Source organism: Streptococcus nidrosiense (assembly GCF_042140045.1).
Lineage (GTDB): Bacteria > Bacillota > Bacilli > Lactobacillales > Streptococcaceae > Streptococcus > Streptococcus nidrosiense.
In genome coordinates, this window is the sequence record NZ_CP152419.1 from 1101905 (window position 1) to 1127460 (window position 25556).

Sequence of the window (25556 nt, forward strand, 5' to 3'; positions counted from 1 at the left end):
ATCTGAAAGAATGAAGGAGACCTTTATGAAACGTTCTCTCGACTCTCGGGTCGATTATAGTTTGATATTGCCAGTATTCTGTTTGCTGGTGATTGGAGTTGTGGCTATTTACATAGCTGTCAGCCATGACTATCCTCAAAATATTTGGCCTATTCTCGGTCAGCAACTAGCATGGATCGTCTTGGGAATTATCATCAGCTTTGTAGTCATGTTTTTTAATACAAAATTTTTATGGCAGGCGACTCCCTATCTCTACGCCCTAGGTCTAGTCCTTATGGTTTTACCCTTGGTTTTTTACAATCCAAATTTAGTGGCAGCAACAGGGGCCAAAAACTGGGTGTCAATTGGAGGAGTGACACTTTTCCAACCTTCCGAATTCATGAAAATTTCCTATATTTTGATCTTGGCTCGGGTCATTGTTCAGTTCACACAAAAACATAAGGAAAAAGAACGAACGATTCCTTTAGACTTTCTCTTGATACTGTGGATGATTGTCTTCACACTGCCAGTCTTAGTTTTACTGGCCTTACAGAGTGACCTAGGAACGGCCTTGGTCTTTGTCGCCATCTTTGCTGGACTTGTCTTGCTCTCTGGCGTTTCTTGGAAAATTATCATTCCAATTTTTGCGACAGTTGTATCAGGGATTGCAGGATTTTTGGCAATTTTCATCACAAAAGATGGGCGTGCTTTCATGCATCAGGTCGGGATGCCAACCTATCAGATCAACCGTATCCTTGCTTGGCTCAATCCCTTTGATTATGCACAAACGACCACCTATCAACAGGCGCAAGGGCAAATCGCCATTGGAAGTGGAGGCTTATTTGGTCAAGGATTTAATGTATCCAACCTCCTCATTCCCGTTCGTGAGAGTGATATGATTTTTACCGTCATTGCAGAAGATTTTGGTTTTATCGGCTCTGTCCTCGTAATTACGCTTTATCTCCTACTTATCTATCGAATGTTAAAAATCACTCTCAAGTCCAATAATCAATTTTATACCTACATTTCAACTGGCTTCATTATGATGCTCTTGTTCCATATCTTTGAAAATATCGGTGCAGTGACAGGTCTTCTTCCTCTGACAGGGATTCCTTTGCCGTTCATTTCCCAAGGGGGATCAGCCATTATCAGTAATCTGATTGGTGTTGGTCTGCTTCTATCGATGAGTTATCAAACGCATCTAGCCGAAGAAAAGAGCGGTAAGACAAGATTGAAACGGAAGAAAGTTGTTTTGAAAAAAGTTAAATAAGGAGTAAATCATGGCTAAAGTAGCAGTTATCTTAGCAGATGGCTTTGAAGAAATCGAAGCCCTAACAGTGGTGGACGTATTACGTCGTGCCAATATTGCTTGTCATATGGTTGGTTTTGAAGCCCGAGTGACGGGATCACATGACATCCAAGTACAAGCAGATCGTGTGTTTGATGGTGATTTATCTGAGTACGACATGATTGTCTTACCAGGAGGTATGCCAGGTTCAGCTCACTTGCGTGATAATGAGCAATTGATTGCTGAACTTCAAAAATTTGACCAAGTTGGTAAAAAAGTAGCAGCCATTTGTGCAGCACCAATTGTACTGAATCGAGCCGGTCTCCTAAAGGACAAAGAGTTCACCTGCTATGATGGTGTCCAAGAGCAAATTGCTGATGGTCACTATCGCAAGGAAACAGTAGTTGTCGATGGTCAGTTGACTACCAGTCGCGGTCCAGCAACTGCCCTTGCCTTTGCTTATAACTTAGTAGAACAACTTGGTGGAGATGCAAATGCTTTGAGAGAAGCCATGCTCTATCGTGATGTGTTTGGAATAGATTAACTAAAACGAGAGGAATCTATCAATTAGGGGATTCTTCTCGTTTTTTACTGTTAAAATAGAAGGAAATCGTCGCTTTTTTGATAAAAAAATGCTATAATGAAGGGTATGAAATATCACGATTACATCTGGGATTTAGGTGGAACTTTACTTGATAATTATGAGACTTCGACCGCGGCTTTTGTGGAAACATTAGCTCAATTTGGAATCGAAGAAGAACATGATAAAGTTTATAATGCCTTGAAAGTGTCAACTGCTTTTGCGATTGACCAATTTGCCCCAACAATAGAGCATTTTTTAGAAAAATATAAGGAAAACGAAGCGCGAGAGCTTGAACATCCTGCCTTGTTTGAGGGAGTACCTGCTTTATTGGAGGAAATCTCAGACCAGGGAGGACGGAACTTTTTGGTTTCACATCGCAATGACCAAGTTTTGGATATTCTTGAAAAGACTGGTATTGCTGACTATTTTACAGAAGTAGTAACAGCTAGCTCTGGCTTTAAGAGAAAACCAAATCCAGAGTCTATGATCTATTTGCGAGATAAGTACAAGATAAGCTCTGGTATCGTTATTGGTGACCGTCCTATCGATATTGAAGCTGGACAAGCAGCAGGCTTAGCGACGCATCTCTTTAAAAATATCGTGACATTGAGACAAGTATTAGAAATGTAAGAAAAAGGGAAAAAATGACAGAAGAAATCAAAAACCAACAGGCACAGGATTATGATGCCAGTCAGATTCAAGTTTTGGAAGGTCTGGAAGCCGTTCGTATGCGTCCTGGAATGTATATCGGATCGACTTCAAAAGAAGGTCTTCACCACCTAGTCTGGGAAATCGTTGATAACTCTATCGATGAGGCCTTGGCGGGATTTGCTAGTCATATTCAGGTCTTTATTGAGCCAGATGACTCTATTACGGTTGTTGATGATGGACGTGGTATCCCTGTTGATATTCAAGAAAAGACAGGCCGTCCTGCCGTTGAAACTGTCTTTACCGTTCTTCACGCTGGAGGTAAATTTGGCGGTGGCGGTTACAAGGTTTCAGGTGGACTCCACGGTGTAGGTTCATCGGTTGTAAATGCCCTCTCAACTCAGTTGGATGTTCGTGTTCACAAAAATGGAAAAATCCATTACCAAGAATACCGTCGTGGACATGTTGTTGCTGACCTTGAGGTGATTGGAGATACAGATAAAACAGGTACAACCGTACACTTCACGCCAGACCCAGAGATTTTTACAGAAACAACAACTTTTGATTTTGATAAATTAAACAAGCGGATTCAGGAGCTAGCCTTTTTGAACCGTGGTCTTCAAATCTCCATCACTGACAAGCGTGAGGGACTTGAACAAACAAGACACTACCACTACGAAGGTGGGATTGCGAGTTACGTTGAGTATATCAATGAAAACAAAGATGTAATCTTTGATACGCCAATCTACACTGATGGAGAAATGGATGACATCACAGTTGAAGTAGCCATGCAATATACAACTGGTTACCATGAAAATGTCATGAGTTTTGCCAATAACATTCATACACATGAAGGTGGAACACATGAACAAGGTTTCCGTACAGCCCTAACTCGTGTCATCAATGATTACGCTCGTAAAAACAAACTCCTAAAAGATAACGAAGATAACCTTACAGGTGAGGATGTCCGTGAAGGATTGACTGCCGTTATCTCTGTTAAACATCCAAATCCTCAATTTGAAGGACAAACGAAAACTAAACTTGGAAATAGTGAAGTTGTCAAGATTACCAATCGCCTCTTTAGTGAAGCATTTTCAGACTTCCTAATGGAAAATCCACAGATTGCTAAGCGGATTGTTGAAAAAGGGATTTTGGCAGCTAAGGCGCGTGTAGCAGCCAAGCGTGCGCGTGAGGTTACTCGTAAGAAATCTGGTTTAGAGATTTCAAACCTTCCAGGGAAATTAGCAGACTGTTCTTCAAATAATCCAGCTGAAACTGAACTTTTCATCGTCGAAGGAGATTCAGCGGGAGGTTCTGCAAAGTCTGGTCGTAACCGTGAATTCCAAGCGATTTTACCGATTCGCGGTAAAATCCTCAACGTTGAAAAGGCCAGCATGGATAAAATCCTTGCCAATGAAGAAATTCGTAGCCTTTTCACAGCTATGGGAACAGGCTTTGGTGCTGAATTTGATGTCAGAAAGGCCCGTTACCAAAAACTCGTTATCATGACGGATGCCGATGTCGATGGAGCTCACATCCGTACCCTCTTGTTAACCTTGATTTATCGTTATATGAAACCCGTTTTAGAAGCAGGTTATGTTTATATCGCTCAACCACCAATTTACGGTGTTAAGGTCGGCAGTGAAATTAAAGAATACATCCAACCTGGAGCAGATCAAGAAATCCGTCTCCAGGAAGCCTTGGCTCGCTATAGTGAAGGACGTTCAAAACCAACTATTCAGCGTTATAAAGGTCTTGGAGAAATGGATGACCATCAACTTTGGGAAACAACTATGAACCCAGAACATCGTCTCATGGCGCGTGTATCAGTTGATGATGCTGCAGAAGCAGATAAAATCTTTGATATGCTCATGGGTGACCGTGTAGAACCACGTCGAGAATTTATCGAAGAAAATGCGGTCTACAGTACACTTGACGTTTAAAAAAATTGGGAAATAGTTCCCATGGTTTGAAAAATATGATATAATCATTACAATTGTTTCATGTATAAAAAGGAGTTTGATATGTCTGATAATCTGTTGATTATTACTATGATTGCAATCGCGGCTCTTCTGATTATTGCATATGTTATGGCAGTTTTGTTACGCAAACGCAATGAAAAGAGGCTCGCAGTATTAGAAGAAAGAAAGGAAGAGTTGTATAACCTTCCAGTTAACGATGAAGTAGAAGCTGTTAAGAATATGCATCTGATTGGTCAAAGTCAGATTGCATTTAGAGAGTGGAACCAAAAATGGGTAGACCTATCACTCAACTCATTTGCGGATATTGAGAATAATCTGTTTGAAGCAGAAGGGTACAATAATTCATTTCGTTTCTTGAAGGCTCAACACAAAATTGATCAAATTGAAAGCCAGATTACCCTTATCGAAGAAGATATTGCTTCCATTCGAAATGCTTTGGCAGATCTAGAAAAACAAGAATCCAAAAATAGTGGTCGTGTCTTGCATGCTTTAGATTTATTTGAAAGCCTGCAGAAAACAGTCGCAGAAGATTCTGAGAAATATGGTCAAGCGCTTCCTGAAATTGAAAAACAATTGGAGAACATCCAATCTGAATTTTCTCAATTTGTGACGCTAAACTCTTCAGGAGATCCAGTTGAAGCAGCAGGGATTTTGGATAATGCTGAAAATCATATTCTCGCTTTGACACATATCGTAGAGAGAATTCCAGCAATTGTTACTAAACTAACGACTGAACTCCCTGATCAACTTGAAGATCTAGAGGCTGGCTATCGTAAGTTGCTTGATGCCAACTATCACTTTGTAGAAACTGACATAGAATCACGTTTACAGTTGTTGTATGAAGCTTTGAAAAATAACCAAGAAAATATTAAAAAATTGGAATTGGACAATGCTGAATATGAAAATACTCAGATTCAAGAAGAAATCAATGCTCTCTATAATATTTTCACACGAGAGATTGCTTCTCAAAAAGTTGTTGAAAACTTGTTGTCAACACTTCCAACCTACCTTGACCACTTAAAAGACAATAATCAAGTCTTGGTTAAAGATATCGAGCGTTTGAGCAAGACCTACTTGATGGCTGAGAGTGATGTAAATCATGTTCGTCGTCTTCAAGTGGATTTGGATTCCCTAGAACTTACAGTTAGCGATTTGACTTCAGAACAAGAGGAATATTCAGAAGCTTACTCTGTATTGGAAGAACGTTTAGAAAATGTTCAAGCTACATTAAAAGAAATTGAAGATGATCAAGTTTCAGTGAGCGAACGTCTAGTGCAGATTGAAAAAGATGATGTTAATGCACGTCAAAAGGCAAATGTTTACGTCAATCGCCTTCACACAATCAAGCGCTACATGGAAAAGAGAAATCTTCCAGGAATCCCACAGAACTTCTTGAAATTGTTCTTTGCTGCTAGCCATAGTACAGAGGATTTGATGGCAGAATTGGAACAGTCACAAGTCAACATTGAGTCTGTCAATCGTATCCTAGAAATCGCGTCACATGATATGGAAGTTTTGGAAACAGAAACATACAGTATCGTGCAATATGCTACCTTGACAGAACAGTTGCTTCAATATTCTAATCGCTACAGATCATTTGATGAAGGGATTCAACAAGCCTTCCATGAATCTTTAGAAATCTTTGAAAATGCCTTTGATTATCAAGCATCTTTTGAAAAGATTTCCCAAGCTTTGGAAGTTGCTGAGCCAGGAGTAACAAATCGCTTTGTTTCTTCATATGAAAAAACAAGAGAAATCATTCGATTTTAATCAAGAAAAGTCCTAGAAAAATCTAGGCCTTTTCTTTTACCTTTCTTTTCTTAAAAAATGGACATTTTCCTATTTATCATTGAAATTATAGGCCTGATTTGATATGATAAGACTATGACAAAAAAAAGAACAAACCGTAAAGTAAACGACAAGAAGAGAAGAAATTTGTGGATTATTGTGGGGCTTCTATTCTTCACAATCTTAACATTAGGTGCTGGTATTGCTTATAAAGTCTTGACCAATCAAGCTTTTGAGCAAAAAATTGAAGCACTGAAAAAAGAAAAAGATGATTCCTATTCACAAGGAAGTCAGAAAGATCATTTTCGTAAAGGGCAGGCAGAAATCATCACCTACTATCCTATGACGGGGGACAAGGTCATTACCCCTGTTCAGGATATCATTGTAAAAGATATCACGGATAAGGTAGAAGATAAGGAAGATTTGATCTTTTACTACTCTGAGAAAGATTCTTCTTCTATCAAGGGTGTGGAGAGTCATCTTGTGAAAAAACAGGTCTATGATTTGAGTGATTCTACTGTTGTAGAATTAGAAAATACATCATTAGATCAGCTTTATCTTAAGGAAGATGGGACCCTGTTTACTTTAGATCAGCTCTTTACAGATGCTAGCAAAGCCAAAGAAACATTTCTTGAGAATATCAAGTCAACGCTCCAAGATAAAAAGCTTGAACAAACTCTTGTTGATCAAGTAATAGCCGATTTTTCAGCTAGCGATTTATCATCTTGGAAGTTCGCTTACAAAGATAGTCAATTGGTGTCATATCCAGTCAAAGCAATTAATAATGTAGAAGAAATAGCTTTGCCTATTTCAGACTTCTTTGATGTTATCCAATCGTCCTATCTAACTGAAAAGGATGCAGAACTTTATAAGAAGGCTCAGGCTGAGAAAAATAAAAAAGTAGTAGCTCTTACCTTTGATGATGGACCGGACGGAAATACAACACCACAGGCATTGGATATCTTGGCTAAATACAAGATTAAAGCAACTTTCTTTGTCCAAGGAAAGAATATTGCAGGTAATGAGTCGATTCTTAAACGTATGCAGTCTGAAGGTCATGAAGTTGGAAACCATAGTTGGAATCACCCAATTTTAACAAAACTGTCACTGGAAGATGCTAAGAAACAGCTCACAGATACCGAAGACGCTATTACAAAAGTTCTTGGAAAAAGTTCTAAATTGATGCGTCCGCCATACGGTGCAGTCTCAGATGATATTCGCAATAGCCTTGATTTAAGCTTTATTATGTGGGATGTGGATAGTTTGGATTGGAAGAGTAAAAATGAAGCTGCTATTTTAACAGAAATTCAACGTCAGGTAAGCAATGGATCTATCATTTTGATGCATGATATCCATCAAACATCTGTTAATTCATTACCAAAGGTTATTGAGTATTTGCAGGGACAAGGTTATAGTTTTGTGACTGTATCAGAACTACTCAATACTCGTTTGAAGCCGCATGAGATTTACTATTCTCGTAACCAGTAAGGTCATTGTCGGCAAATATTTTGAAAAAATTAAAAAAAGATATTTTTAATCTTGACAAGTAGGGGAAAACTTGATATTATATAAAAGTTGAGAAAAGCAGAAGTGAGAACTTCTCGCCTTGCGACTAACGTTGTCTGGCCCCTACGGATCAAATTTCAGAAATGAAATACAATCATGTAGTGCGGGTTTGCGTTAGCAAGTCCGCTCTTGTTTTTCTCTAAATTAAAAAAAGAGGTGAAAACCATAGCAAAGCAAGACTTATTCATCAATGATGAAATTCGTGTACGCGAAGTTCGCTTAATCGGTCTTGAAGGTGAGCAATTGGGTATCAAACCACTAAGCGAAGCGCAAGCACTTGCGGACGAAGCTAATGTGGACTTGGTTCTCATTCAACCTCAAGCTAAACCTCCTGTTGCAAAAATTATGGACTATGGCAAGTTCAAATTTGAGTACCAGAAGAAACAAAAAGAACAACGCAAAAAACAAAGCGTTGTGACCGTGAAAGAAGTTCGTTTGAGCCCTGTTATTGACAAGGGTGACTTCGAAACTAAACTTCGCAATGCTCGCAAATTCCTTGAAAAAGGGAATAAAGTGAAGGTATCCATTCGCTTTAAGGGGCGTATGATCACCCATAAAGAGATTGGTGCAAAAGTTTTAGCCGAGTTCGCTGAAGCAACTCAAGATATTGCTATCATTGAACAACGTGCTAAAATGGATGGACGCCAAATGTTCATGCAATTGGCGCCAGCAACTGACAAAAAATAATTGTCAGAAAGTTAAATAAAGGAGAAAAAATCATGCCAAAACAAAAAACACACCGCGCATCAGCTAAACGTTTCAAACGTACAGGTTCTGGTGGACTTAAACGTTTCCGTGCTTACACTTCTCACCGTTTCCACGGAAAAACTAAAAAACAACGTCGTCATCTTCGTAAAGCATCTATGGTGCATTCAGGAGATTTCAAACGTATCAAAGCAATGCTTACTCGCTTGAAATAATCGCGTATTTGTAAGTAAACAATTCTAGGAAATATTTGGAGGAAATATAAATGGCACGTGTTAAAGGTGGCGTTGTATCACGCAAACGTCGTAAACGTATTCTTAAATTAGCAAAAGGTTACTATGGAGCTAAACACATCTTGTTCCGTACTGCAAAAGAACAAGTAATGAACTCTTACTACTATGCATACCGTGACCGTCGTCAAAAGAAACGTGACTTCCGTAAATTGTGGATCACACGTATCAATGCGGCAGCTCGTATCAACGGACTTTCATACTCACAATTGATGCATGGTTTGAAATTGGCTGAGATCGAAGTTAACCGTAAAATGCTTGCTGACTTGGCTGTTAACGATGCAGCAGCTTTCGCAGTTCTTGCAGATGCAGCTAAAGCAAAACTTGGTAAATAATTATTCATAAGACTGGTGCAAGTTTGTCCCAGTCTTTTTTAAACAAAGGAGAAAAAAATGGCTTCTAAAATGCTACACACTTGCTTGCGAGTTGAAAATCTTGAAAAATCAATCGCTTTTTATCAGGATGCCTTTGGTTTTAAGGAATTACGTCGTAGAGACTTTCCAGACTATGCTTTCACTATTGTTTATCTTGGACTTGAAGGTGATGATTATGAGTTGGAGTTGACCTACAACTATGATCACGGACCTTATGTTGTCGGTGACGGTTTTGCTCACATCGCCCTAAGTACACCTGACCTTGAGGCTCTTCATAAAGAACATAGCGACAAAGGCTATGAAGTAACAGCACCTAATGGACTTCCAGGGACTCAACCAAACTATTACTTTATCAAAGATCCAGATGGATACAAGGTAGAAGTGATTCGTGAAAATTCATTATAGTTCCTATCGAGTAGCTTGTAGGCTACTCGTTTTTTGAATTTGTAGTAGAATGAAAGAAAAAGAATGGCGTCAGGCATTCACTTAACTCAAAACAAAAAAATGTGCTCGTTCTTCTATTGAGGCTTTATTAAAATGTGTGAGTCAAGGAAGAGAATTTAATCTAATAAATCCTTTGGTAGATGTCTATAATAGCGTTTCACTTTCTTACACAGTTCCTTGTATGGGGGGAGAGGATTTAGCTAAGATTGTTGGTGACTTATGTCTTGGAAGAGCTCAAGGGAATGAATCCTTCTTTCCACTAGGGGCTGAAAGTGATGCTCCTGCCTTAGCTGATGAAATGATTTATTTTGATGAACAAGGTGCGGTTTGTCGGTGTTTAAACTGGCGTGAAGCCCAAAGAACCATGTTAACAGAAGAAACCAAAGATGCTGTTTTAGTCATTGAAGCTATCAATGAAGAACAGGCATCACGAGCTCGGGAAGCAATGCTAGAATTACATACTAAAATTGAGGAATATTTTGGTATCAGTGGTAAGATCAGCCACTTGACAGCTACAAATCCTATCCTAGAGGTAGAATAATGAATGGGAATCACGGTTAATTCAACTGTGGTTCTTTTTTCTACAAGGGAAGAAAGAAATTGTTTTTCTATTTTCTAAAATGGTATAATATAAGTAGAAAAAGGGAGGTGATAGCGAGTGATTGCACAACTTGATACAAAAACGGTTTATAGTTTCATGGAGAGTATGATTTCCATTCAGAAGTATGTTGACCAAGGGAAAGCATACGGCTACTCAGCACTTGGAATCATGGATATTGATAATCTCTATGGAGCTTATTATTTTATCAAAGAGTGCCAAAAGCAAGGGATTCAGCCTGTATTAGGTCTTGAGATGACTGTTCATCATAAGGAGGAACTCGTCAACCTTCGATTTTTAGCCTTGTCAAATCATGGCTATCGAAATCTCATGAAGATTTCGACTCTAAAAATGACAGGTAAAAAGGAATGGACTGATTTTTCTCCCTATCTAGAAGATGTTTGTGTTATTGTTCCCTATTATTCTTCAATTGATTTCTTGGACTTAGGGCATGACTATTATATCGGAGTGTATCCAGATACACCTCAGTCGAATTTTTCTCACTCCATTCTCCCACTTTATCGTGTTAATTCCTTCGAATCTGAGGATTTAGAAACGCTTCAAATGCTCAAGGCGATTAAGGAAAATGTGACCTTGCGAGAGGTAGATGTTCAATCGCAACAAGGCTTGTTTTTACCTGCTGATCGCTTAGAGCAAGTATTTCAAGAAAAGTTTCCGCAAGCCTTAGAAAATCTTTCTGAACTGATTGGAGCAACTACTTATGAGATTGATAGTAGTCTCAAGCTTCCACGTTTCAATCCAGAGCGTCCTGCTGTTGAAGAGTTGCGCGAAAGAGCTATTAAGGGCTTGGAACAGAAAGGCTTACTCGATTCAGTTTATCAGGCTCGTTTGGAAGAAGAACTATCTGTGATTCATGACATGGGATTCGATGACTATTTCTTGGTTGTCTGGGATCTCTTACGTTTTGGTCGTTCTCAGGGATATTATATGGGAATGGGACGTGGGTCTGCAGTTGGAAGTCTAGTGGCCTATGCCTTAAATATTACTGGTATTGATCCTGTAGCTAAGAATCTTATCTTTGAGCGCTTTTTAAATCGTGAACGCTATACCATGCCTGATATCGATATTGATATTCCTGATATCTATCGTCCTGAATTTATCCGCTATGTTCGTGACCGTTATGGTAGTATTCACGCTGCTCAGATAGTCACCTACTCGACTTTTGGTGCCAAACAGGCTATCCGAGATGTTTTTAAACGGTATGGTGTTCCCGAGTACGAGTTGACATCCATAACCAAGAAAATTGGTTTCAAAGATACCTTGACAATCGCCTATGAAGGCAATCTAGGATTTAGACAACTGATTCAAAGTAAGATTGAGTACCAAAAAGCCTTTTCTATCGCTAAAAAACTAGAAGGTTATCCTCGACAGACCTCTATCCACGCTGCTGGTGTCGTGATTAGTGATAAAAATCTAACGGACTATATTCCTCTTAAGTATGGTGAGGATATGCTCATTACCCAGTATGATGCACATGGAGTTGAAGGAAATGGCTTGCTCAAGATGGATTTCTTAGGCTTAAGAAACCTAACTTTCGCTCAAAAAATGCAGGAGCTCTTATTTGAAACTCAAGGAATTCAGTTAAGGATTGAGGAAATTGATCTTGAGGATAGGGAAACTTTAGCCCTCTTTGCAGCTGGGAAGACCAAGGGGATTTTTCAGTTTGAACAACCTGGTGCTATTCGCTTATTAAAGCGCGTGAAACCAGAAAGCTTTGAAGAAGTAGTGGCAACGACTTCCCTCAACAGACCGGGAGCGAGTGACTATATCGACAACTTTGTGGCTCGAAAACATGGTAAAGAAAAGGTAACAGTTCTGGACCCAGCTTTGGAAGATATTCTGGCTCCAACTTATGGCATTATGCTTTACCAAGAACAGGTGATGCAAGTAGCTCAGCGATATGCTGGTTTTAGCCTTGGGAAGGCCGACATTTTACGTCGTGCCATGGGGAAAAAGAATGCAGCTGAGATGCACCGAATGGAGGAAAGTTTCATCCAAGGAGCACTCGAAAAAGGTCATGGAAAAGAACAGGCTCAGCAGGTTTTTGCTGTCATGGAAAAATTTGCTGGTTATGGTTTCAACCGATCGCATGCTTATGCTTATGCGGCTTTAGCCTTCCAGCTTGCTTACTTTAAAACACATTACCCAGAAATCTTTTATCAAGTCATGCTCAACTATGCCAGTGGAGATTATATTCTCGATGCCCTCGAAATGGGCTTTGAACTGACACCACTCTCTATCAATACAATCCCATATCAGGATAAATTGACAGACAAGACTATTTACTTGGGACTTAAGAGTATCAAGGGGATGCCTCGAGATTTTGCCTATTGGATTTTAGAGAATCGTCCTTTTAGTAGTGTCGAAGATTTTGTCACTCGCTTGCCTAAAAATTATCAGAAGTTGAGTCTTTTAACTCCCCTAGTCGAGATTGGTTTATTCGATAGTTTTGAAAAAAATCGTCAAAAAATCTTATCCAACTTACCTACTTTGTTTATTTTTGTGGAAGAATTGGGTAGTTTATTTGCAGATAATAGCTACAATTGGCTTGAGAGTGAGGATTTTACGCAAGTCGAAAAGTTTCGTAAGGAACAGGAGTGGCTTGGAGTCGGTATCAGTCCGCATCCCTTACTGATTTTAGCAAAGAATCCCCTCTATCCAATTGTGAGTTTGTCTGAACTATCTGAAGGACAGACAGCTACAGTACTCGTTGAGATAGAATCCATTCGTGTCATTCGTACTAAAAAAGGTGAAAACATGGCTTTTCTGAAAGTTAGTGATAGTAAAACGAAGCTTGAAGTCACAGTTTTTTCTGACCAGTATCGTCAATTTAACAATCTCTTACATGAAGGAAGATTTTACTACCTTAATGGAAAAGTGCAGGCAAGAGACGGTCGCCTTCAGTTAGTATTAAATAATCTAAAAGAAGCAGTGAGTGAACGATTTTGGATTCAGGCTGCTGATCATGAACATGATTCTGAAATTTATCATATTTTAGAACAATACAAGGGACAAATTCCAGTCATTATTCGCTACGAAAATGAACAAAAAAATGTTCTTTTGCCGGGTTATTTTGTTGCAAAAGATGTTAGTTTGCAGGAATCTTTGAGTCAAATAACTATGAAAACGATTTATCGTTAAAAATCAATGAAAATAAAAGAATTTTAACTTTAATTATGGTATAATCAGTTAGAATGTTAAAAGAAAAAGGAGCAAAACCAAATGAAACGTATTGCTGTTTTGACTAGTGGTGGAGACGCCCCTGGTATGAATGCTGCCATCCGTGCAGTAGTTCGTCAAGCAATCTCAGAAGGAATGGAAGTTTTTGGTATCTATGATGGATACGCAGGTATGGTTGCCGGCGAAATTTATCCACTTGATGCTGCTTCAGTGGGAGACATCATTTCACGTGGTGGTACTTTCCTTCACTCTGCTCGTTATCCTGAGTTTGCAAAACTCGAAGGCCAACTTAAAGGGATTGAGCAGTTGAAAAAACACGGTATCGAAGGTGTCGTGGTTATCGGTGGTGACGGTTCTTATCACGGAGCTATGCGCTTGACTGAGCATGGGTTCCCTGCTATCGGACTTCCAGGAACAATCGATAACGATATCGTAGGTACTGATTTCACAATCGGATTTGATACTGCAGTTACAACTGCAATGGATGCCATCGATAAGATTCGTGATACCTCATCAAGTCACCGTCGTACTTTCGTAGTTGAAGTTATGGGACGTAATGCTGGAGATATCGCTCTTTGGGCTGGTATTGCCACTGGTGCTGATGAAATTATCATCCCTGAAGAAGGCTTCAAGATGGAAGACATCGTAGCAAGTATCAAAGCTGGATATGAACACGGTAAGAAACACAACATTATCGTTTTGGCAGAAGGTGTTATGTCAGCGGCTGAATTTGGTCAAAAACTAAAAGAAGCTGGAGATACAAGCGACCTTCGTGTAACTGAACTTGGTCATATCCAACGTGGTGGATCTCCAACTGCTCGTGACCGTGTATTGGCGTCACGTATGGGAGCACACGCTGTTAAACTCCTTAAACAAGGAATCGGTGGTGTCGCTGTTGGTATCCGTAACGAGAAAATGGTTGAAAATCCAATTCTTGGTACATCAGAAGAAGGAGCTTTGTTTAGCTTAACAGCTGATGGTAAGATCGTTGTCAATAACCCTCACAAAGCTGATATTGAACTCTCTGACTTGAACAAGAGCTTGTCATAATCAACTTTAACTAATCTGGTAAAATGACCATTAAAGGTCGAATTATATAAAGGAGTCACAAAAATCATGAACAAACGTGTAAAAATCGTTGCAACTTTGGGTCCTGCGGTAGAAATCCGTGGTGGTAAAAAATTCGGTGATGACGGATACTGGGGTGAAAAACTTGACGTTGAAGCTTCAGCTGAAAACATTGCTCAATTGATTGAAGCAGGAGCTAACACTTTCCGTTTCAACTTCTCACACGGTGACCACCAAGAACAAGGTGACCGTATGGCAACTGTTAAACTCGCAGAAAAACTTGCAGGTAAAAAAGTTGGTTTCCTTCTTGACACTAAAGGACCAGAAATCCGTACTGAATTGTTTGAAGGTGAAGCTAAAGAGTACTCATACAAAACTGGTGAAAAAATCCGTGTTGCAACTAAACAAGGTATCAAATCAACTCGTGAAGTGATTGCTTTGAACGTTGCTGGAGCTCTTGACATCTATGATGACGTTGAAGTTGGTCGCCAAGTATTGGTTGACGATGGTAAACTTGGTCTTCGTGTTGTAGAAAAAGACGATGCAACTCGTGAATTTGTCGTTGAAGTTGAAAACGACGGTGTTATCGCTAAACAAAAAGGTGTAAACATCCCTAACACTAAAATTCCTTTCCCAGCTCTTGCTGAACGTGATAACGCTGATATCCGCTTCGGTCTTGAACAAGGTATCAACTTCATCGCGATCTCATTTGTACGTACTGCAAAAGACGTGAACGAAGTTCGTGCAATCTGTGAAGAAACTGGTAACGGTCACGTTCAATTGTTCGCTAAAATCGAAAACCAACAAGGTATCGATAACTTGGATGAAATCATTGAAGCTGCTGACGGTATCATGATCGCTCGTGGTGACATGGGTATCGAAGTACCATTTGAAATGGTTCCAGTTTACCAAAAAATGATCATCACTAAAGTGAACGCTGCTGGTAAAGTTGTTATCACTGCAACAAACATGCTTGAAACAATGACTGAAAAACCACGTGCAACTCGTTCAGAAGTATCAGACGTATTTAACGCTGTTATCGACGGAACTGATGCTACAATGCTTTCAGGTGAGTCAGCAAATGGTAAATACCCACTTGAGTCTGTTCGTACAATGGCAACTATCGATAAGAACGCTCAAACTCTTCTTAACGAATACGGACGTTTGAACTCAGATTCATTTGAACGTAACTCTAAGACAGAAGTTATGGCTTCAGCAGTTAAAGACGCTACAAACTCAATGGACATCAAATTGGTTGTAACTCTTACTAAGACTGGTCACACAGCACGTTTGATCTCTAAATATCGTCCAAATGCTGATATCTTGGCATTGACATTTGACGAATTGACAGAACGTGGATTGATGTTGAACTGGGGTGTTATCCCAATGTTGACAGAAGCTCCATCATCAACTGATGACATGTTTGAAATTGCTGAACGTAAAGCAGTTGAAGCAGGTCTTGTACAATCTGGTGACGATATCGTTATCGTTGCAGGTGTGCCACTTGGTGAAGCAGTTCGTACTAACACAATGCGTATCCGCACTGTACGTTAATCTAATATTAAAAAGCCTATCATATCAAGCTTTCTAGCTTGTGTGATAGGTCTTTTTTTGTGACGAGGGACAAAATATATCATTTTCCTTTCAATACTAAGGTATATAATACAGTTTGCTCTGTAACTTTTGCTGTAATTAGAGATTTCATTGGTCATCTTAGTATCTTTTTGTCTAAATCTAGCTAGGATTTTTTGGATAATAAGTCTATAAGTGTTTGATTGTTGCTTGAGCTTATTGCTATTTGGACAGAAAGGATTGCTAAAAGATAGAAGTTAATAGTGTTTAGGAAAATAAAAAAAGCTCTCTGGAAAAACCAGAAAGCCTGAGAGGCATCTCCATGTGAGAAATTGGTTCACACAATTTCTCAAGGTCCGCTCCTGCGTTATGACCTCCTTTGCTCAATAGTAGCTCTCGCTACATATCGACTCATCGCAAGTTTTATTTTACTATAAGGACAATAAAATGTCAATAAAAAAAGTTCCTATAAAAAGGAACTGTTAAAGAATGCTAATTGCCGGGATCGAACCGGCGACCTCATCCTTACCATGGATGCGCTCTGCCTACTGAGCTAAATCAGCTTACTTAAAAAGTATACTATAGTTTCAAATCTTTGTCAATAAAATGTTTTATTTAAAAGTAATCAGCTGTCAGTCAAACTAAAATGGCTTAAGAGAATATCCCTCAGCCATTTTATTCTAACCTAATTGATTTAGTTTTTTTTCTGGATTCCAGATAAAACTTGCAATAAAGCTAAAGATGATGGTAACAATCGCAACTAAGACAGCAAGAATCAGTGCTGGTATGCGAATAAACCACCACAAAGGATTTGGTTTTTTGTTATCGTGCCATTGTTTTGTTTCCTCATCCAGACGTTGGAATTCTGATTGGATACGTTCAGTAACTATCTCAATTCCTTCATCATTCATCTTCTTAATGTCTGAGATATCGATAGGATTTCCGAAGTTCATATCGACACGTTCGCGACTGATGAGTCCTTTTAAGGTCATTGGACCAGTGTAAGTAACTGGCATGATGCGAACCTTGGCCATTTTAGCAATCAGAGCTACGCCACCTTTGACATCGTTAGAATGACGACTACCACTTGGAAACATGATGAGAGATCGGTCGCTCTTTTTAAGAACATTGATAGGGTATTTGATAGCCGAAGCGCTAGGATTTTCCCGGTCAATGGGAAAGGCACCACACATTCGAATCCACCAACCAAAGATTCGATTAGAGAAAAGTTCCTTTTTAGCCATAAAGACAAATTGCTTTGGTTTGGTCGCAAATGCCATGTAGACAGGATCCCACCAAGTACGATGGGGAGCAACTAGGATATAGTTTTCATCTTGACTCGGAATTTTATCAGTATTATGATAGTGAGCATTACCGTTGATAGACCAAAGAATCAACATAACCAGCCCACGAAGATAAGTATAAAACATGGTGTCTCCTTCAATTTTCTTTCTTTTATTATACCTTATCATACTAGGACAAGCAAATGTTTTTTTGTTTAGGCTGAATTGCTCTTCATATGAAATTAGAATTATTTTTAAAAAAATGATATGATAGAATTTATGGATAAAAATAAAATTATAGGCTTAAGCCAATCAGAAGTTAATGAACGTCAGAAACAGGGACAGGTCAATGATTTCAAAGCATCAGCTAGTACCAGTACTTGGCAGATTGTAAAACGAAATGTCTTTACTCTCTTTAATGCTTTAAACTTTGCTATTGCATTAGCGCTCGCTTTTGTTCAAGCCTGGAGCAACCTGGTTTTCTTTGCGGTTATCTGCTTTAATGCATTTTCTGGGATTGTAACCGAGCTACGTGCCAAACATATGGTTGATAAGCTCAATCTCTTGAATAAAGAAAAGATTACGACTATCCGTGATGGACAAGAGATTGCTTTGAATCCAGAAGAGCTTGTTTTGGATGATGTGATTCGCTTGTCTGCAGGGGATCAAATTCCAAGTGATGCGATTGTATTAGAAGGTTTTGCAGAAGTCAATGAAGCCATGTTAACGGGCGAGAGCGACTTGGTGCAAAAAGAAGTAGAAGACTTAATGCTGTCCGGTAGTTTTCTTGCCAGTGGTTCTGTCCTCGCTCAGGTTCATCATGTAGGAGCAGATAACTATGCAGCTAAACTCATGCTTGAAGCTAAGACAGTTAAACCCATCAACTCACGCATCATGAAATCGCTAGACCAGCTAGCAGGCTTTACTGGAAAAATCATCATTCCATTTGGAATTGCCCTCTTGCTTGAAGCTTTGGTCTTAAAAGGTCTGCCACTCAAGTCTTCTGTAGTGAATTCCTCTACAGCTCTTTTGGGAATGTTGCCTAAGGGGATTGCCCTCTTGACCATTACCTCTCTTTTAACCGCTGTTATCAAGCTTGGTTTGAAAAAGGTCTTGGTGCAGGAGATGTACTCTGTTGAAACCCTAGCGCGCGTGGATATGCTCTGCTTGGATAAGACAGGTACCATCACCCAAGGGAAGATGCAGGTTGAGACTGTTCTTCCTCTGACCCAGGCTTATGACAAGGATGCTATTGCCGACATACTAACCAGCTATATGGCAAACAGCGAGGATAAAAATCCTACAGCTCAAGCTATCCGTCAACGTTTTCAAGGTCAAGTAGCTTATCCGATGATTTCTAGTCTTCCATTTTCAAGCGATCGTAAATGGGGAGCAATGGAGTTGGAAGGTCTTGGAACTGTTTTTCTAGGGGCACCAGAGATGTTGTTGGATGCTGAAGTTCCTGAGGCTAGAGAAGCTCTTGAACGAGGATCTCGTGTCTTAGTTCTGGCCCTCAGTCAAGAAAAACTTGATCACCACAAGCCACAGAAACCATCGGATATGCAAGCCTTGGCTTTGCTTGAGATTCTAGACCCAATCCGAGAAGGGGCAGCTGAAACTCTAGACTATCTTCGTTCTCAGGAAGTGGGGCTGAAAATAATCTCTGGTGATAATCCAGTTACCGTTTCAAGTATTGCTCAAAAAGCTGGTTTTGCAGATTACCACAGCTATGTAGATTGTTCGAAGATCACGGACGAGGAATTGATTGCTATGGCTGAGGAGACAGCGATTTTCGGACGTGTCTCTCCTCATCAAAAGAAACTGATCATCAAAACGTTGAAAAAAGCAGGTCATACTACAGCTATGACAGGAGATGGTGTCAACGATATCCTAGCCCTCCGTGAGGCAGACTGTTCCATCGTTATGGCTGAAGGAGATCCAGCGACTCGTCAGATTGCAAATCTGGTCCTCTTGAACTCAGACTTTAATGATGTCCCTGAGATTCTCTTTGAAGGTCGTCGTGTGGTCAATAACATTGCCCACATTGCTCCAATTTTCTTGATTAAGACAATCTATTCTTTCTTGTTAGCAGTTATCTGTATTGCAAGTGCATTGTTGGGACGTAGTGAATGGATTTTGATTTTCCCATTCATCCCGATTCAGATTACCATGATTGACCAGTTTGTGGAAGGATTCCCACCGTTCGTATTGACCTTTGAGAGAAATATTAAGCCAGTCGAACAAAACTTCCTCAGAAAATCCATGATCCGTGCACTACCAAGTGCCTTGATGGTAGTTTTTAGTGTTCTCTTTGTTAAAATTTTTGGAACCAGTCAAGGCTGGTCAGCCATTGAAATTTCGACTCTTCTGTATTATCTACTGGCATCGATTGGTTTCATGTCTGTAGTTAGAGCTTGTTTGCCATTTAGTCTGTGGCGTGTGCTCTTGATTATTTGGTCGGTTGGTGGCTTCCTTGGAACGGCTCTATTCCCAAGAATCCAAAAACTACTTGAAATTTCAACACTGACAGGTCAAACATTGCCTATCTATAGCATTATGATGCTCGTCTTTATTGTGATTTTCATACTGACAAGTCGTTATCAAGTTAAAAGATAAAGAAAGGCTGCAATCCATGATTGCGGTCTTTTTAGGAGCAGGATTGCCAGATAAAATATGGTATAATAAAGGGAAATAGAGTTTTTGAAAGTGAGAAAAAATGATTTCGAAGAGATTAGAAACGGTGGCTTCTTTTGTTCCCCAAGGAGCCGTTTTGCTAGATGTAGGAAGCGATCATGCTTATCTACCCATTGAATTGGTTGAAAAAGGGCACATTGAGCGTGCCATTGCAGGAGAGGTAGTGGTAGGTCCCTATCAATCTGCAGTAAAAAATGTTGAGAGTCATGGCTTGACTGAAAAAATTCAAGTTCGTTTAGCTAATGGTTTAGCAGCTTTCGAAGAAAGTGATCTGGTATCTGTCATCACTATTGCTGGAATGGGTGGTCGTTTGATTGCTACGATCTTAGAAGAGGGATTAGATAAACTTGCCAATGTTGAGCGATTGATTCTTCAACCCAATAATCGTGAAGATGAGTTGCGTTCTTGGTTACAAGAGCATGGTTTTCAAATCATAGCAGAAAGTATTCTAAAAGAAGCTGGGAAATTCTACGAGATCATAGTTGCAGAAGCTGGTAAAATGAATCTATCAGCAACTGATGTCCGCTTTGGCCCCTTCTTGTCCAAAGAAGTCAGTCCAGTCTTCATCCAAAAATGGCAAAAAGAAGCTGCTAAGCTTGAGTTTGCCCTTAGTCAAATTCCAGAAAAAAATCAAGAAGAACGTCAGGTTCTAGCAGATAAAATTCAAGCCATTAAGGAGGTGCTCCATGAAAGCAAGTGAAGTGATTAAGCGTTATGAAGTCTATTGCCCACAAGAATTTTCTATGGAAGGTGATAGTCGTGGTCTGCAAATTGGCACCCTAGACAAGGAAATTCAAAAGGTCATGGTTGCTCTTGATATCCGTGAAGAGACAGTCGCTGAAGCTATTGACAAGGGTGTTGATCTGATTATCGTTAAGCACGCACCTATCTTTCGTCCGATTAAGGACTTGGTAGCTAGTCGTCCTCAAAATCATATTTATATCAATCTCATCAAGCATGATATCGCCGTCTACGTCAGTCATACTAATATTGATATTGTTGAAAATGGTCTCAATGACTGGTTCTGCCAACTGTTAGATATTAAAGATACAACCTATATACAGGAAACAGGTCCTGAACGTGGGATTGGCCGTATTGGAACTATTAGACCTCAAAAATTTAAGGAATTTGCTGACCATGTTAAGGAAGTCTTTGGTCTAGATAGCCTTCGTATGGTGTATTATCAAGAGACTGATTTGCAAAAAACAATCTCAAGAGTTGCTATCTGTGGTGGCAGTGGGCAATCTTTCTATTCTGATGCTTTAGCAAAAGGAGCAGATCTTTATATCACTGGTGATATTTATTATCATACTGCCCAAGATATGCTGTCAGATGGTTTGTTAGCTCTAGATCCGGGACACTATATCGAAGTGCTTTTTGTGGAAAGAATTGCAGCGCTCTTGAACGAATGGAAGGAAGAGAATGCTTGGTCGCTAGAAGTAGTCGCAAGTCAGGCTTCTACCAATCCATTCCATCATATCTAGTTAGAAGGTAAAGACAATGAAAAAAGTTGCCATTGTAGGAGCAGGAATTGTAGGGGCAACAGCTGCCTACTATCTCTCTAAGGAAGCAGATGTCGAAGTAACTGTCTTTGATCATGGGTACGGACAAGCTACCAAGGCAGCGGCAGGAATCATCAGTCCTTGGTTCTCTAAACGACGTAATAAAGCTTGGTACAAGATGGCTCGCCTAGGAGCAGACTTTTATGTAGATTTATTAGCTGATTTAGAAAAAACTGGTCAACAAGTTGATTTCTACCAGCGCTCAGGAGTCTTCCTTCTCAAAAAGGATGAGTCTAAACTGGAAGAACTCTATGAACTAGCCTTGCAACGTAGAGATGAATCTCCCTTGATTGGAGAATTAGCCATTTTGGACCAAGCGTCTGCTAGTAATTTATTTCCCGGTCTAGAGGGATTTGAACGTTTACTCTATGCTTCTGGTGGAGCTCGAGTAGATGGGCAACTCCTAGTGAATCGATTACTGGAAGCCAGTCAAGTGAAGGTCGTAAAGAAAGAGGTCAGTCTAAAACCCTTAGCTTCGGGTTATCAAATAGACAATCAAATGTTTGACCAAGTTATCTTGTCCACAGGAGCTTGGCTTGGACACATTTTGGAGCCTTTAGGCTATGAGGTGGATGTTCGTCCTCAAAAGGGGCAACTCCGAGATTACCAAGTGGAACAAGACATGGGAGATTACCCTGTTGTTATGCCGGAAGGTGAGTGGGATTTGATACCATTTCCCGGCGGTAAGTTATCTCTAGGAGCTACCCATGAAAATGATATGGGATTTGACCTAACAGTTGATGAGAATTTGCTCCAACGAATGGCGGAGGCGGCGAGTCCATTTTATACAGCCCTGGCTGAGGCAATTTTATCTGGAGAACGTGTTGGGATTCGTGCTTATACAAGTGATTTTTCTCCATTTTTCGGACAGGTTCCAAACTTATCAGGAGTCTATACAGCGAGCGGTTTAGGATCTTCAGGGTTAACGACTGGTCCCATAATCGGTTATCATCTAGTCCAAATGCTTCAGGGGAGAAGTGGAGTATTAAATCCAGCAGATTATCCGACTGAAAGATACATTAAAAAGAAACAATAGTAAATCTTTTACTTAGATTTTACGATAGTCTTAGGAAAGTAAATGACTTTCCCTATCAAAAATGGTAAAATGAAAAAAATAATCCAAGAATTGAGGAAAAAAAATGCAAGAAAAAATTCTGGTAACGGGTGGAGCTGGTTTTATCGGAACTCACACCGTCATCGAACTGGTCCAAGCTGGACACCAAGTAGTTGTCGTGGATAATTTGGTAAATAGTAGTCGTAAAAGTCTTGAAGTAGTCGAAAGAATCACTGGGGTAGAAATTCCTTTTTACGAAGCTGATATTCGTGATACGGAAACACTTCGTGATATTTTCAAACATGAAGAACCAACAGGCGTCATCCATTTTGCTGGTTTGAAGGCTGTAGGGGAATCTACACGTATCCCTCTTGCCTACTATGATAACAATATCGCTGGAACTGTCAGTCTCTTGAAAGTTATGGAAGAGACAAACTGTAAGAATATCATCTTCAGTTCATCAGCAACTGTTTATGGAGATCCTCATACAGTCCCAATCTTAGAAGATTTCCCACTTTCAGCTACTAACCCTTATGGTCGTACCAAGCTAATGCTTGAAGAAATCTTGACAGATATCTATAAAGCTGATTCAGAATGGAACGTTGTTTTACTTCGTTACTTCAACCCAATTGGTGCACATAAGAGTGGTGATTTGGGTGAAAATCCAAACGGTATTCCAAATAACCTTCTTCCATATGTTACACAAGTCGCAGTTGGTAAGTTGGAACAAGTTCAAGTATTTGGGGATGACTACGATACTGAAGATGGAACAGGTGTACGTGACTATATCCACGTTGTTGACCTAGCAAAAGGACATGTTGCAGCCCTTAAGAAGCTTCAAAAAGGTTCAGGTCTAAACATATACAACCTTGGTACAGGAAAAGGTTACTCTGTGCTTGAAATTATCCAAAATATGGAAAAAGCAGTCGGACGTCCAATTCCTTACCGTATCGTTGAACGTCGTCCGGGTGATATCGCAGCTTGCTACTCAGATCCAGCAAAAGCTAAGGAAGAGCTAGGATGGGAAGCAGAACTTGGTATTACAGAAATGTGTGAAGACGCATGGCGTTGGCAAAGCAAGCATCCAAATGGATTTGAAGACTAAGATGATGATTTCAATCATAGTCCCATGTTTAAACGAAGAGGAAGTACTTCCTCTTTTTTATCAAACTCTTGAAACACTGATCCCAGATTTGGAAACAGAAATCGAATACATTTTTGTAGATGATGGTTCGACTGATAAGACTTTGGACGTTCTAAAGGTTTATCGAGAGAAAAATCCTGCAGTACATTATATCTCTTTCTCGCGAAATTTTGGGAAGGAAGCGGCCATATATGCAGGTTTACAACAAGCAACAGGAAATTTGGTGGTGGTTATGGATGCAGACCTTCAGGATCCACCAAGCCTCTTGCTTGAGATGAAAGGACTACTAGATCAGAATCCAGATTTGGACTGTGTGGGAACTCGGAGAACTAGTCGAGAGGGTGAACCCTTTTTACGTAGTTTCTGCGCCGATCTTTTTTATCGTTTTATGCAAAAAATTAGCCCAGTAGCTCTTCCATCGGGTGTCCGTGATTTTCGGATGATGAGAAGATCCGTTGTGGATGCAGTGTTGGAATTGACAGAATACAATCGCTTTTCCAAAGGACTCTTTGCCTGGGTTGGTTTCCGTACTCACTATCTAGAGTATCCTAATGTTGAAAGGCAGGCAGGTAAGACAAGTTGGAGTTTTAGACAACTCTTTTTCTACTCTATTGAAGGGATTGTGAATTTTTCAGATTTTCCTTTGATATTAGCTTTTGTTGCTGGTCTTTCGTCGTGTTTTCTGGCTTTGGTGATGACATTGTTTGTAGTTGTTCGTACTCTCGTACTGGGCAATCCAACTTCTGGTTGGACCTCTCTGATGGCTGTCATTCTATTTCTTGGTGGTGTCCAATTATTGACGATTGGGATTCTCGGAAAATATATCAGTAAAATTTATATGGAAACGAAAAAAAGACCCCTCTATCTGATAAAAGAACAGAGTGAGTCATGATAAGATTTACTAAAAATAAGTCCTTCAAAAGACTATAATTTTCTGGAAAAATATGCTAAACTAGAGGAAGTGGGATTTGGAAATCGAATCGCCACTGATGACAAATTAATCTTTGATGAGCGCGCGAGTGGGACACTGTTTCACAGCTTCCAGTAGCTCTTCACTAGCTGGGACGTCTCTCTCTAGTAGATTAGGATTATCATAGAAACGCACAATACCATTATCATGGTAATCAAATAAATCAGAATAGGTTTGGCATAGCCCACAGGCAATGCATCGTTCAGGTATAAGTGTGATTTTCATATTTATATTGTAATAAGAAATTAGAAAAAAAACAAGGAGTAAGGTATGGAAAAGGAACCATGGCAAGAAGATATTTACGATATCGAGGAAAGTCGTTCGGAACGCAGAAGCAGAGGAAATAAGGAATCAGGAGTAGGAGCTAATCGTATTTTAACGATTTTGGCTTGTATTTTCTTTGTTATCGTTGTCGGAATGATTGCTATTCTAATCTACCTGTCATCTGGTGGAAGTGATCGTACGGCAGCCTTGAAAGATTTTCATGATTCTTCTGCGCCTAAGGTAGAGGAAGTATCTTCAACATCTTCAAGTAGTTCAGTTGAAGCATCAAGTTCTGAAGCAGAATCAACTTCTTCAAGTAGTTCAGAGGAACATACAAATGCTGAAGGAACCATTACTGTCCTTGCAGGTGAAGGTGAGGCAGCTATTGCAGCTAGAGCAGGCATTTCTATTGCTCAACTTGAAGCCTTGAACCCTGGTCATATGTCTTCAGGTACTTGGTTTGCAAATCCTGGTGATGTCCTTAAGACAAGATAGGAGT

General features: G+C 39.8%; 22 protein-coding genes, 1 tRNA gene, 1 pseudogene and 1 other annotated feature. Of the genes and pseudogenes, 21 read left to right on the forward strand and 3 right to left on the reverse strand.

Annotated features, from left to right (window positions below):
• The first annotated feature begins 25 nt into the window (after positions 1 to 25).
• The 14 genes and pseudogenes from AAFQ93_RS05220 (at position 26) to pyk (ending at position 16068) form a co-directional block, all read left to right on the forward strand.
• On the forward strand, positions 26 to 1249 hold the full coding sequence (locus tag AAFQ93_RS05220) for an FtsW/RodA/SpoVE family cell cycle protein (protein ID WP_223140771.1): 1224 nt from the start codon (positions 26 to 28) through the stop codon (positions 1247 to 1249).
• 10 nt (positions 1250 to 1259) lie between these two features.
• Complete coding sequence (locus tag AAFQ93_RS05225; RefSeq protein WP_223140772.1) at positions 1260 to 1811, forward strand: DJ-1 family glyoxalase III; 552 nt, start codon at positions 1260 to 1262, stop codon at positions 1809 to 1811.
• Positions 1812 to 1916: 105 nt separating this feature from the next.
• Positions 1917 to 2480, forward strand: coding sequence for an HAD family hydrolase (locus AAFQ93_RS05230; RefSeq protein ID WP_223140773.1), 564 nt, complete (start codon positions 1917 to 1919; stop codon positions 2478 to 2480).
• Between the two features lie 14 nt (positions 2481 to 2494).
• A complete protein-coding gene (gene gyrB / locus AAFQ93_RS05235) occupies positions 2495 to 4441 on the forward strand; it encodes a DNA topoisomerase (ATP-hydrolyzing) subunit B (RefSeq protein WP_223140774.1) in 1947 nt (648 codons plus the stop codon).
• An 81-nt stretch (positions 4442 to 4522) separates the two neighbouring features.
• Positions 4523 to 6250 carry a septation ring formation regulator EzrA gene (ezrA, locus tag AAFQ93_RS05240; RefSeq protein ID WP_223140775.1) on the forward strand — a complete coding sequence of 576 codons (1728 nt, stop codon included), beginning with the start codon at positions 4523 to 4525 and terminating at the stop codon, positions 6248 to 6250.
• Between the two features lie 114 nt (positions 6251 to 6364).
• Positions 6365 to 7756 (forward strand): peptidoglycan-N-acetylglucosamine deacetylase PgdA, encoded by a 1392-nt coding sequence (pgdA, locus tag AAFQ93_RS05245; RefSeq protein WP_375554858.1) that lies wholly within the window; start codon positions 6365 to 6367, stop codon positions 7754 to 7756.
• A gap of 88 nt (positions 7757 to 7844) precedes the next feature.
• Positions 7845 to 7975: a sequence feature (ribosomal protein L20 leader region), on the forward strand.
• Positions 7976 to 7990: 15 nt separating this feature from the next.
• Positions 7991 to 8521 (forward strand): translation initiation factor IF-3, encoded by a 531-nt coding sequence (gene infC, locus AAFQ93_RS05250; protein ID WP_000848177.1) that lies wholly within the window; start codon positions 7991 to 7993, stop codon positions 8519 to 8521.
• A gap of 32 nt (positions 8522 to 8553) precedes the next feature.
• The gene (gene rpmI / locus AAFQ93_RS05255) at positions 8554 to 8754 is read left to right on the forward strand and encodes a 50S ribosomal protein L35 (protein ID WP_001125942.1); all 201 of its coding nucleotides are present in this window, start codon (positions 8554 to 8556) and stop codon (positions 8752 to 8754) included.
• 50 nt (positions 8755 to 8804) lie between these two features.
• Positions 8805 to 9164 (forward strand): 50S ribosomal protein L20, encoded by a 360-nt coding sequence (gene rplT / locus AAFQ93_RS05260; protein WP_375554859.1) that lies wholly within the window; start codon positions 8805 to 8807, stop codon positions 9162 to 9164.
• A 57-nt stretch (positions 9165 to 9221) separates the two neighbouring features.
• On the forward strand, positions 9222 to 9608 hold the full coding sequence (locus AAFQ93_RS05265) for a VOC family protein (protein ID WP_000157160.1): 387 nt from the start codon (positions 9222 to 9224) through the stop codon (positions 9606 to 9608).
• Between the two features lie 58 nt (positions 9609 to 9666).
• A pseudogene (locus AAFQ93_RS05270) lies at positions 9667 to 10188 on the forward strand (B3/4 domain-containing protein); the annotation flags it as partial.
• 117 nt (positions 10189 to 10305) lie between these two features.
• Entirely contained in the window at positions 10306 to 13407 is a 3102-nt protein-coding gene (locus tag AAFQ93_RS05275; protein ID WP_375554860.1) for a DNA polymerase III subunit alpha, read from the forward strand.
• Positions 13408 to 13488: 81 nt separating this feature from the next.
• A complete protein-coding gene (gene pfkA / locus AAFQ93_RS05280; protein WP_375554861.1) occupies positions 13489 to 14496 on the forward strand; it encodes a 6-phosphofructokinase in 1008 nt (335 codons plus the stop codon).
• A gap of 66 nt (positions 14497 to 14562) precedes the next feature.
• Positions 14563 to 16068, forward strand: a complete 1506-nt coding sequence (gene pyk, locus AAFQ93_RS05285; protein ID WP_375554862.1) for a pyruvate kinase — start codon at positions 14563 to 14565, stop codon at positions 16066 to 16068.
• 508 nt (positions 16069 to 16576) lie between these two features.
• Here pyk and AAFQ93_RS05290 read toward each other — a convergent pair.
• Together AAFQ93_RS05290 and AAFQ93_RS05295 are read right to left on the reverse strand one after the other, a co-directional pair.
• A tRNA-Thr gene (locus AAFQ93_RS05290) sits at positions 16577 to 16649 on the reverse strand.
• 117 nt (positions 16650 to 16766) lie between these two features.
• On the reverse strand, positions 16767 to 17516 hold the full coding sequence (locus AAFQ93_RS05295; protein ID WP_375554863.1) for a lysophospholipid acyltransferase family protein: 750 nt from the start codon (positions 17514 to 17516) through the stop codon (positions 16767 to 16769).
• A 132-nt stretch (positions 17517 to 17648) separates the two neighbouring features.
• Between AAFQ93_RS05295 and AAFQ93_RS05300 the strand changes: the two genes are divergently transcribed.
• The 6 genes from AAFQ93_RS05300 (at position 17649) to AAFQ93_RS05325 (ending at position 24715) form a co-directional block, all read left to right on the forward strand.
• Positions 17649 to 19985: a cation-translocating P-type ATPase gene (locus AAFQ93_RS05300; RefSeq protein WP_375554864.1), complete on the forward strand. Its 2337-nt coding sequence runs from the start codon at positions 17649 to 17651 to the stop codon at positions 19983 to 19985.
• A gap of 100 nt (positions 19986 to 20085) precedes the next feature.
• Complete coding sequence (locus AAFQ93_RS05305) at positions 20086 to 20763, forward strand: tRNA (adenine(22)-N(1))-methyltransferase TrmK (protein ID WP_375554865.1); 678 nt, start codon at positions 20086 to 20088, stop codon at positions 20761 to 20763.
• Complete coding sequence (locus AAFQ93_RS05310) at positions 20750 to 21547, forward strand: Nif3-like dinuclear metal center hexameric protein (RefSeq protein ID WP_375554866.1); 798 nt, start codon at positions 20750 to 20752, stop codon at positions 21545 to 21547. Before AAFQ93_RS05305 ends, AAFQ93_RS05310 begins: the two co-directional genes overlap by 14 nt.
• A 16-nt stretch (positions 21548 to 21563) precedes the next feature.
• Positions 21564 to 22661, forward strand: a complete 1098-nt coding sequence (locus tag AAFQ93_RS05315; protein WP_301559156.1) for an FAD-binding oxidoreductase — start codon at positions 21564 to 21566, stop codon at positions 22659 to 22661.
• A 103-nt stretch (positions 22662 to 22764) separates the two neighbouring features.
• Positions 22765 to 23784 carry a UDP-glucose 4-epimerase GalE gene (gene galE, locus AAFQ93_RS05320; protein WP_301559157.1) on the forward strand — a complete coding sequence of 340 codons (1020 nt, stop codon included), beginning with the start codon at positions 22765 to 22767 and terminating at the stop codon, positions 23782 to 23784.
• Complete coding sequence (locus AAFQ93_RS05325) at positions 23768 to 24715, forward strand: glycosyltransferase family 2 protein (protein ID WP_301559158.1); 948 nt, start codon at positions 23768 to 23770, stop codon at positions 24713 to 24715. Before galE ends, AAFQ93_RS05325 begins: the two co-directional genes overlap by 17 nt.
• A 105-nt stretch (positions 24716 to 24820) precedes the next feature.
• Here the strand turns inward: AAFQ93_RS05325 and AAFQ93_RS05330 are convergent, their stop codons facing one another.
• Entirely contained in the window at positions 24821 to 25018 is a 198-nt protein-coding gene (locus AAFQ93_RS05330; RefSeq protein WP_301559159.1) for a ferredoxin, read from the reverse strand.
• Between the two features lie 45 nt (positions 25019 to 25063).
• On the opposite strand from AAFQ93_RS05330, the gene AAFQ93_RS05335 reads away from it, so the two are divergent.
• A complete protein-coding gene (locus AAFQ93_RS05335; RefSeq protein WP_000410178.1) occupies positions 25064 to 25552 on the forward strand; it encodes an SAG1386/EF1546 family surface-associated protein in 489 nt (162 codons plus the stop codon).
• Positions 25553 to 25556: the final 4 nt, after the last annotated feature.

What these genes read in the sequence shown, in the direction of transcription:
- AAFQ93_RS05220 (WP_223140771.1), top strand. Translation starts at nt 26, where the DNA reads ATGAAACGTTCTCTCGACTCTCGGGTCGATTATAGTTTGATATTGCCA.
- AAFQ93_RS05225 (WP_223140772.1), top strand. Translation starts at nt 1,260, where the DNA reads ATGGCTAAAGTAGCAGTTATCTTAGCAGATGGCTTTGAAGAAATCGAA.
- AAFQ93_RS05230 (WP_223140773.1), top strand. Translation starts at nt 1,917, where the DNA reads ATGAAATATCACGATTACATCTGGGATTTAGGTGGAACTTTACTTGAT.
- gyrB (WP_223140774.1), top strand. Translation starts at nt 2,495, where the DNA reads ATGACAGAAGAAATCAAAAACCAACAGGCACAGGATTATGATGCCAGT.
- ezrA (WP_223140775.1), top strand. Translation starts at nt 4,523, where the DNA reads ATGTCTGATAATCTGTTGATTATTACTATGATTGCAATCGCGGCTCTT.
- pgdA (WP_375554858.1), top strand. Translation starts at nt 6,365, where the DNA reads ATGACAAAAAAAAGAACAAACCGTAAAGTAAACGACAAGAAGAGAAGA.
- rpmI (WP_001125942.1), top strand. Translation starts at nt 8,554, where the DNA reads ATGCCAAAACAAAAAACACACCGCGCATCAGCTAAACGTTTCAAACGT.
- rplT (WP_375554859.1), top strand. Translation starts at nt 8,805, where the DNA reads ATGGCACGTGTTAAAGGTGGCGTTGTATCACGCAAACGTCGTAAACGT.
- AAFQ93_RS05265 (WP_000157160.1), top strand. Translation starts at nt 9,222, where the DNA reads ATGGCTTCTAAAATGCTACACACTTGCTTGCGAGTTGAAAATCTTGAA.
- pfkA (WP_375554861.1), top strand. Translation starts at nt 13,489, where the DNA reads ATGAAACGTATTGCTGTTTTGACTAGTGGTGGAGACGCCCCTGGTATG.
- pyk (WP_375554862.1), top strand. Translation starts at nt 14,563, where the DNA reads ATGAACAAACGTGTAAAAATCGTTGCAACTTTGGGTCCTGCGGTAGAA.
- AAFQ93_RS05295 (WP_375554863.1), bottom strand. Translation starts at nt 17,516, where the DNA reads ATGTTTTATACTTATCTTCGTGGGCTGGTTATGTTGATTCTTTGGTCT.
- AAFQ93_RS05300 (WP_375554864.1), top strand. Translation starts at nt 17,649, where the DNA reads ATGGATAAAAATAAAATTATAGGCTTAAGCCAATCAGAAGTTAATGAA.
- AAFQ93_RS05305 (WP_375554865.1), top strand. Translation starts at nt 20,086, where the DNA reads ATGATTTCGAAGAGATTAGAAACGGTGGCTTCTTTTGTTCCCCAAGGA.
- AAFQ93_RS05310 (WP_375554866.1), top strand. Translation starts at nt 20,750, where the DNA reads ATGAAAGCAAGTGAAGTGATTAAGCGTTATGAAGTCTATTGCCCACAA.
- AAFQ93_RS05315 (WP_301559156.1), top strand. Translation starts at nt 21,564, where the DNA reads ATGAAAAAAGTTGCCATTGTAGGAGCAGGAATTGTAGGGGCAACAGCT.
- galE (WP_301559157.1), top strand. Translation starts at nt 22,765, where the DNA reads ATGCAAGAAAAAATTCTGGTAACGGGTGGAGCTGGTTTTATCGGAACT.
- AAFQ93_RS05325 (WP_301559158.1), top strand. Translation starts at nt 23,768, where the DNA reads ATGGATTTGAAGACTAAGATGATGATTTCAATCATAGTCCCATGTTTA.
- AAFQ93_RS05330 (WP_301559159.1), bottom strand. Translation starts at nt 25,018, where the DNA reads ATGAAAATCACACTTATACCTGAACGATGCATTGCCTGTGGGCTATGC.
- AAFQ93_RS05335 (WP_000410178.1), top strand. Translation starts at nt 25,064, where the DNA reads ATGGAAAAGGAACCATGGCAAGAAGATATTTACGATATCGAGGAAAGT.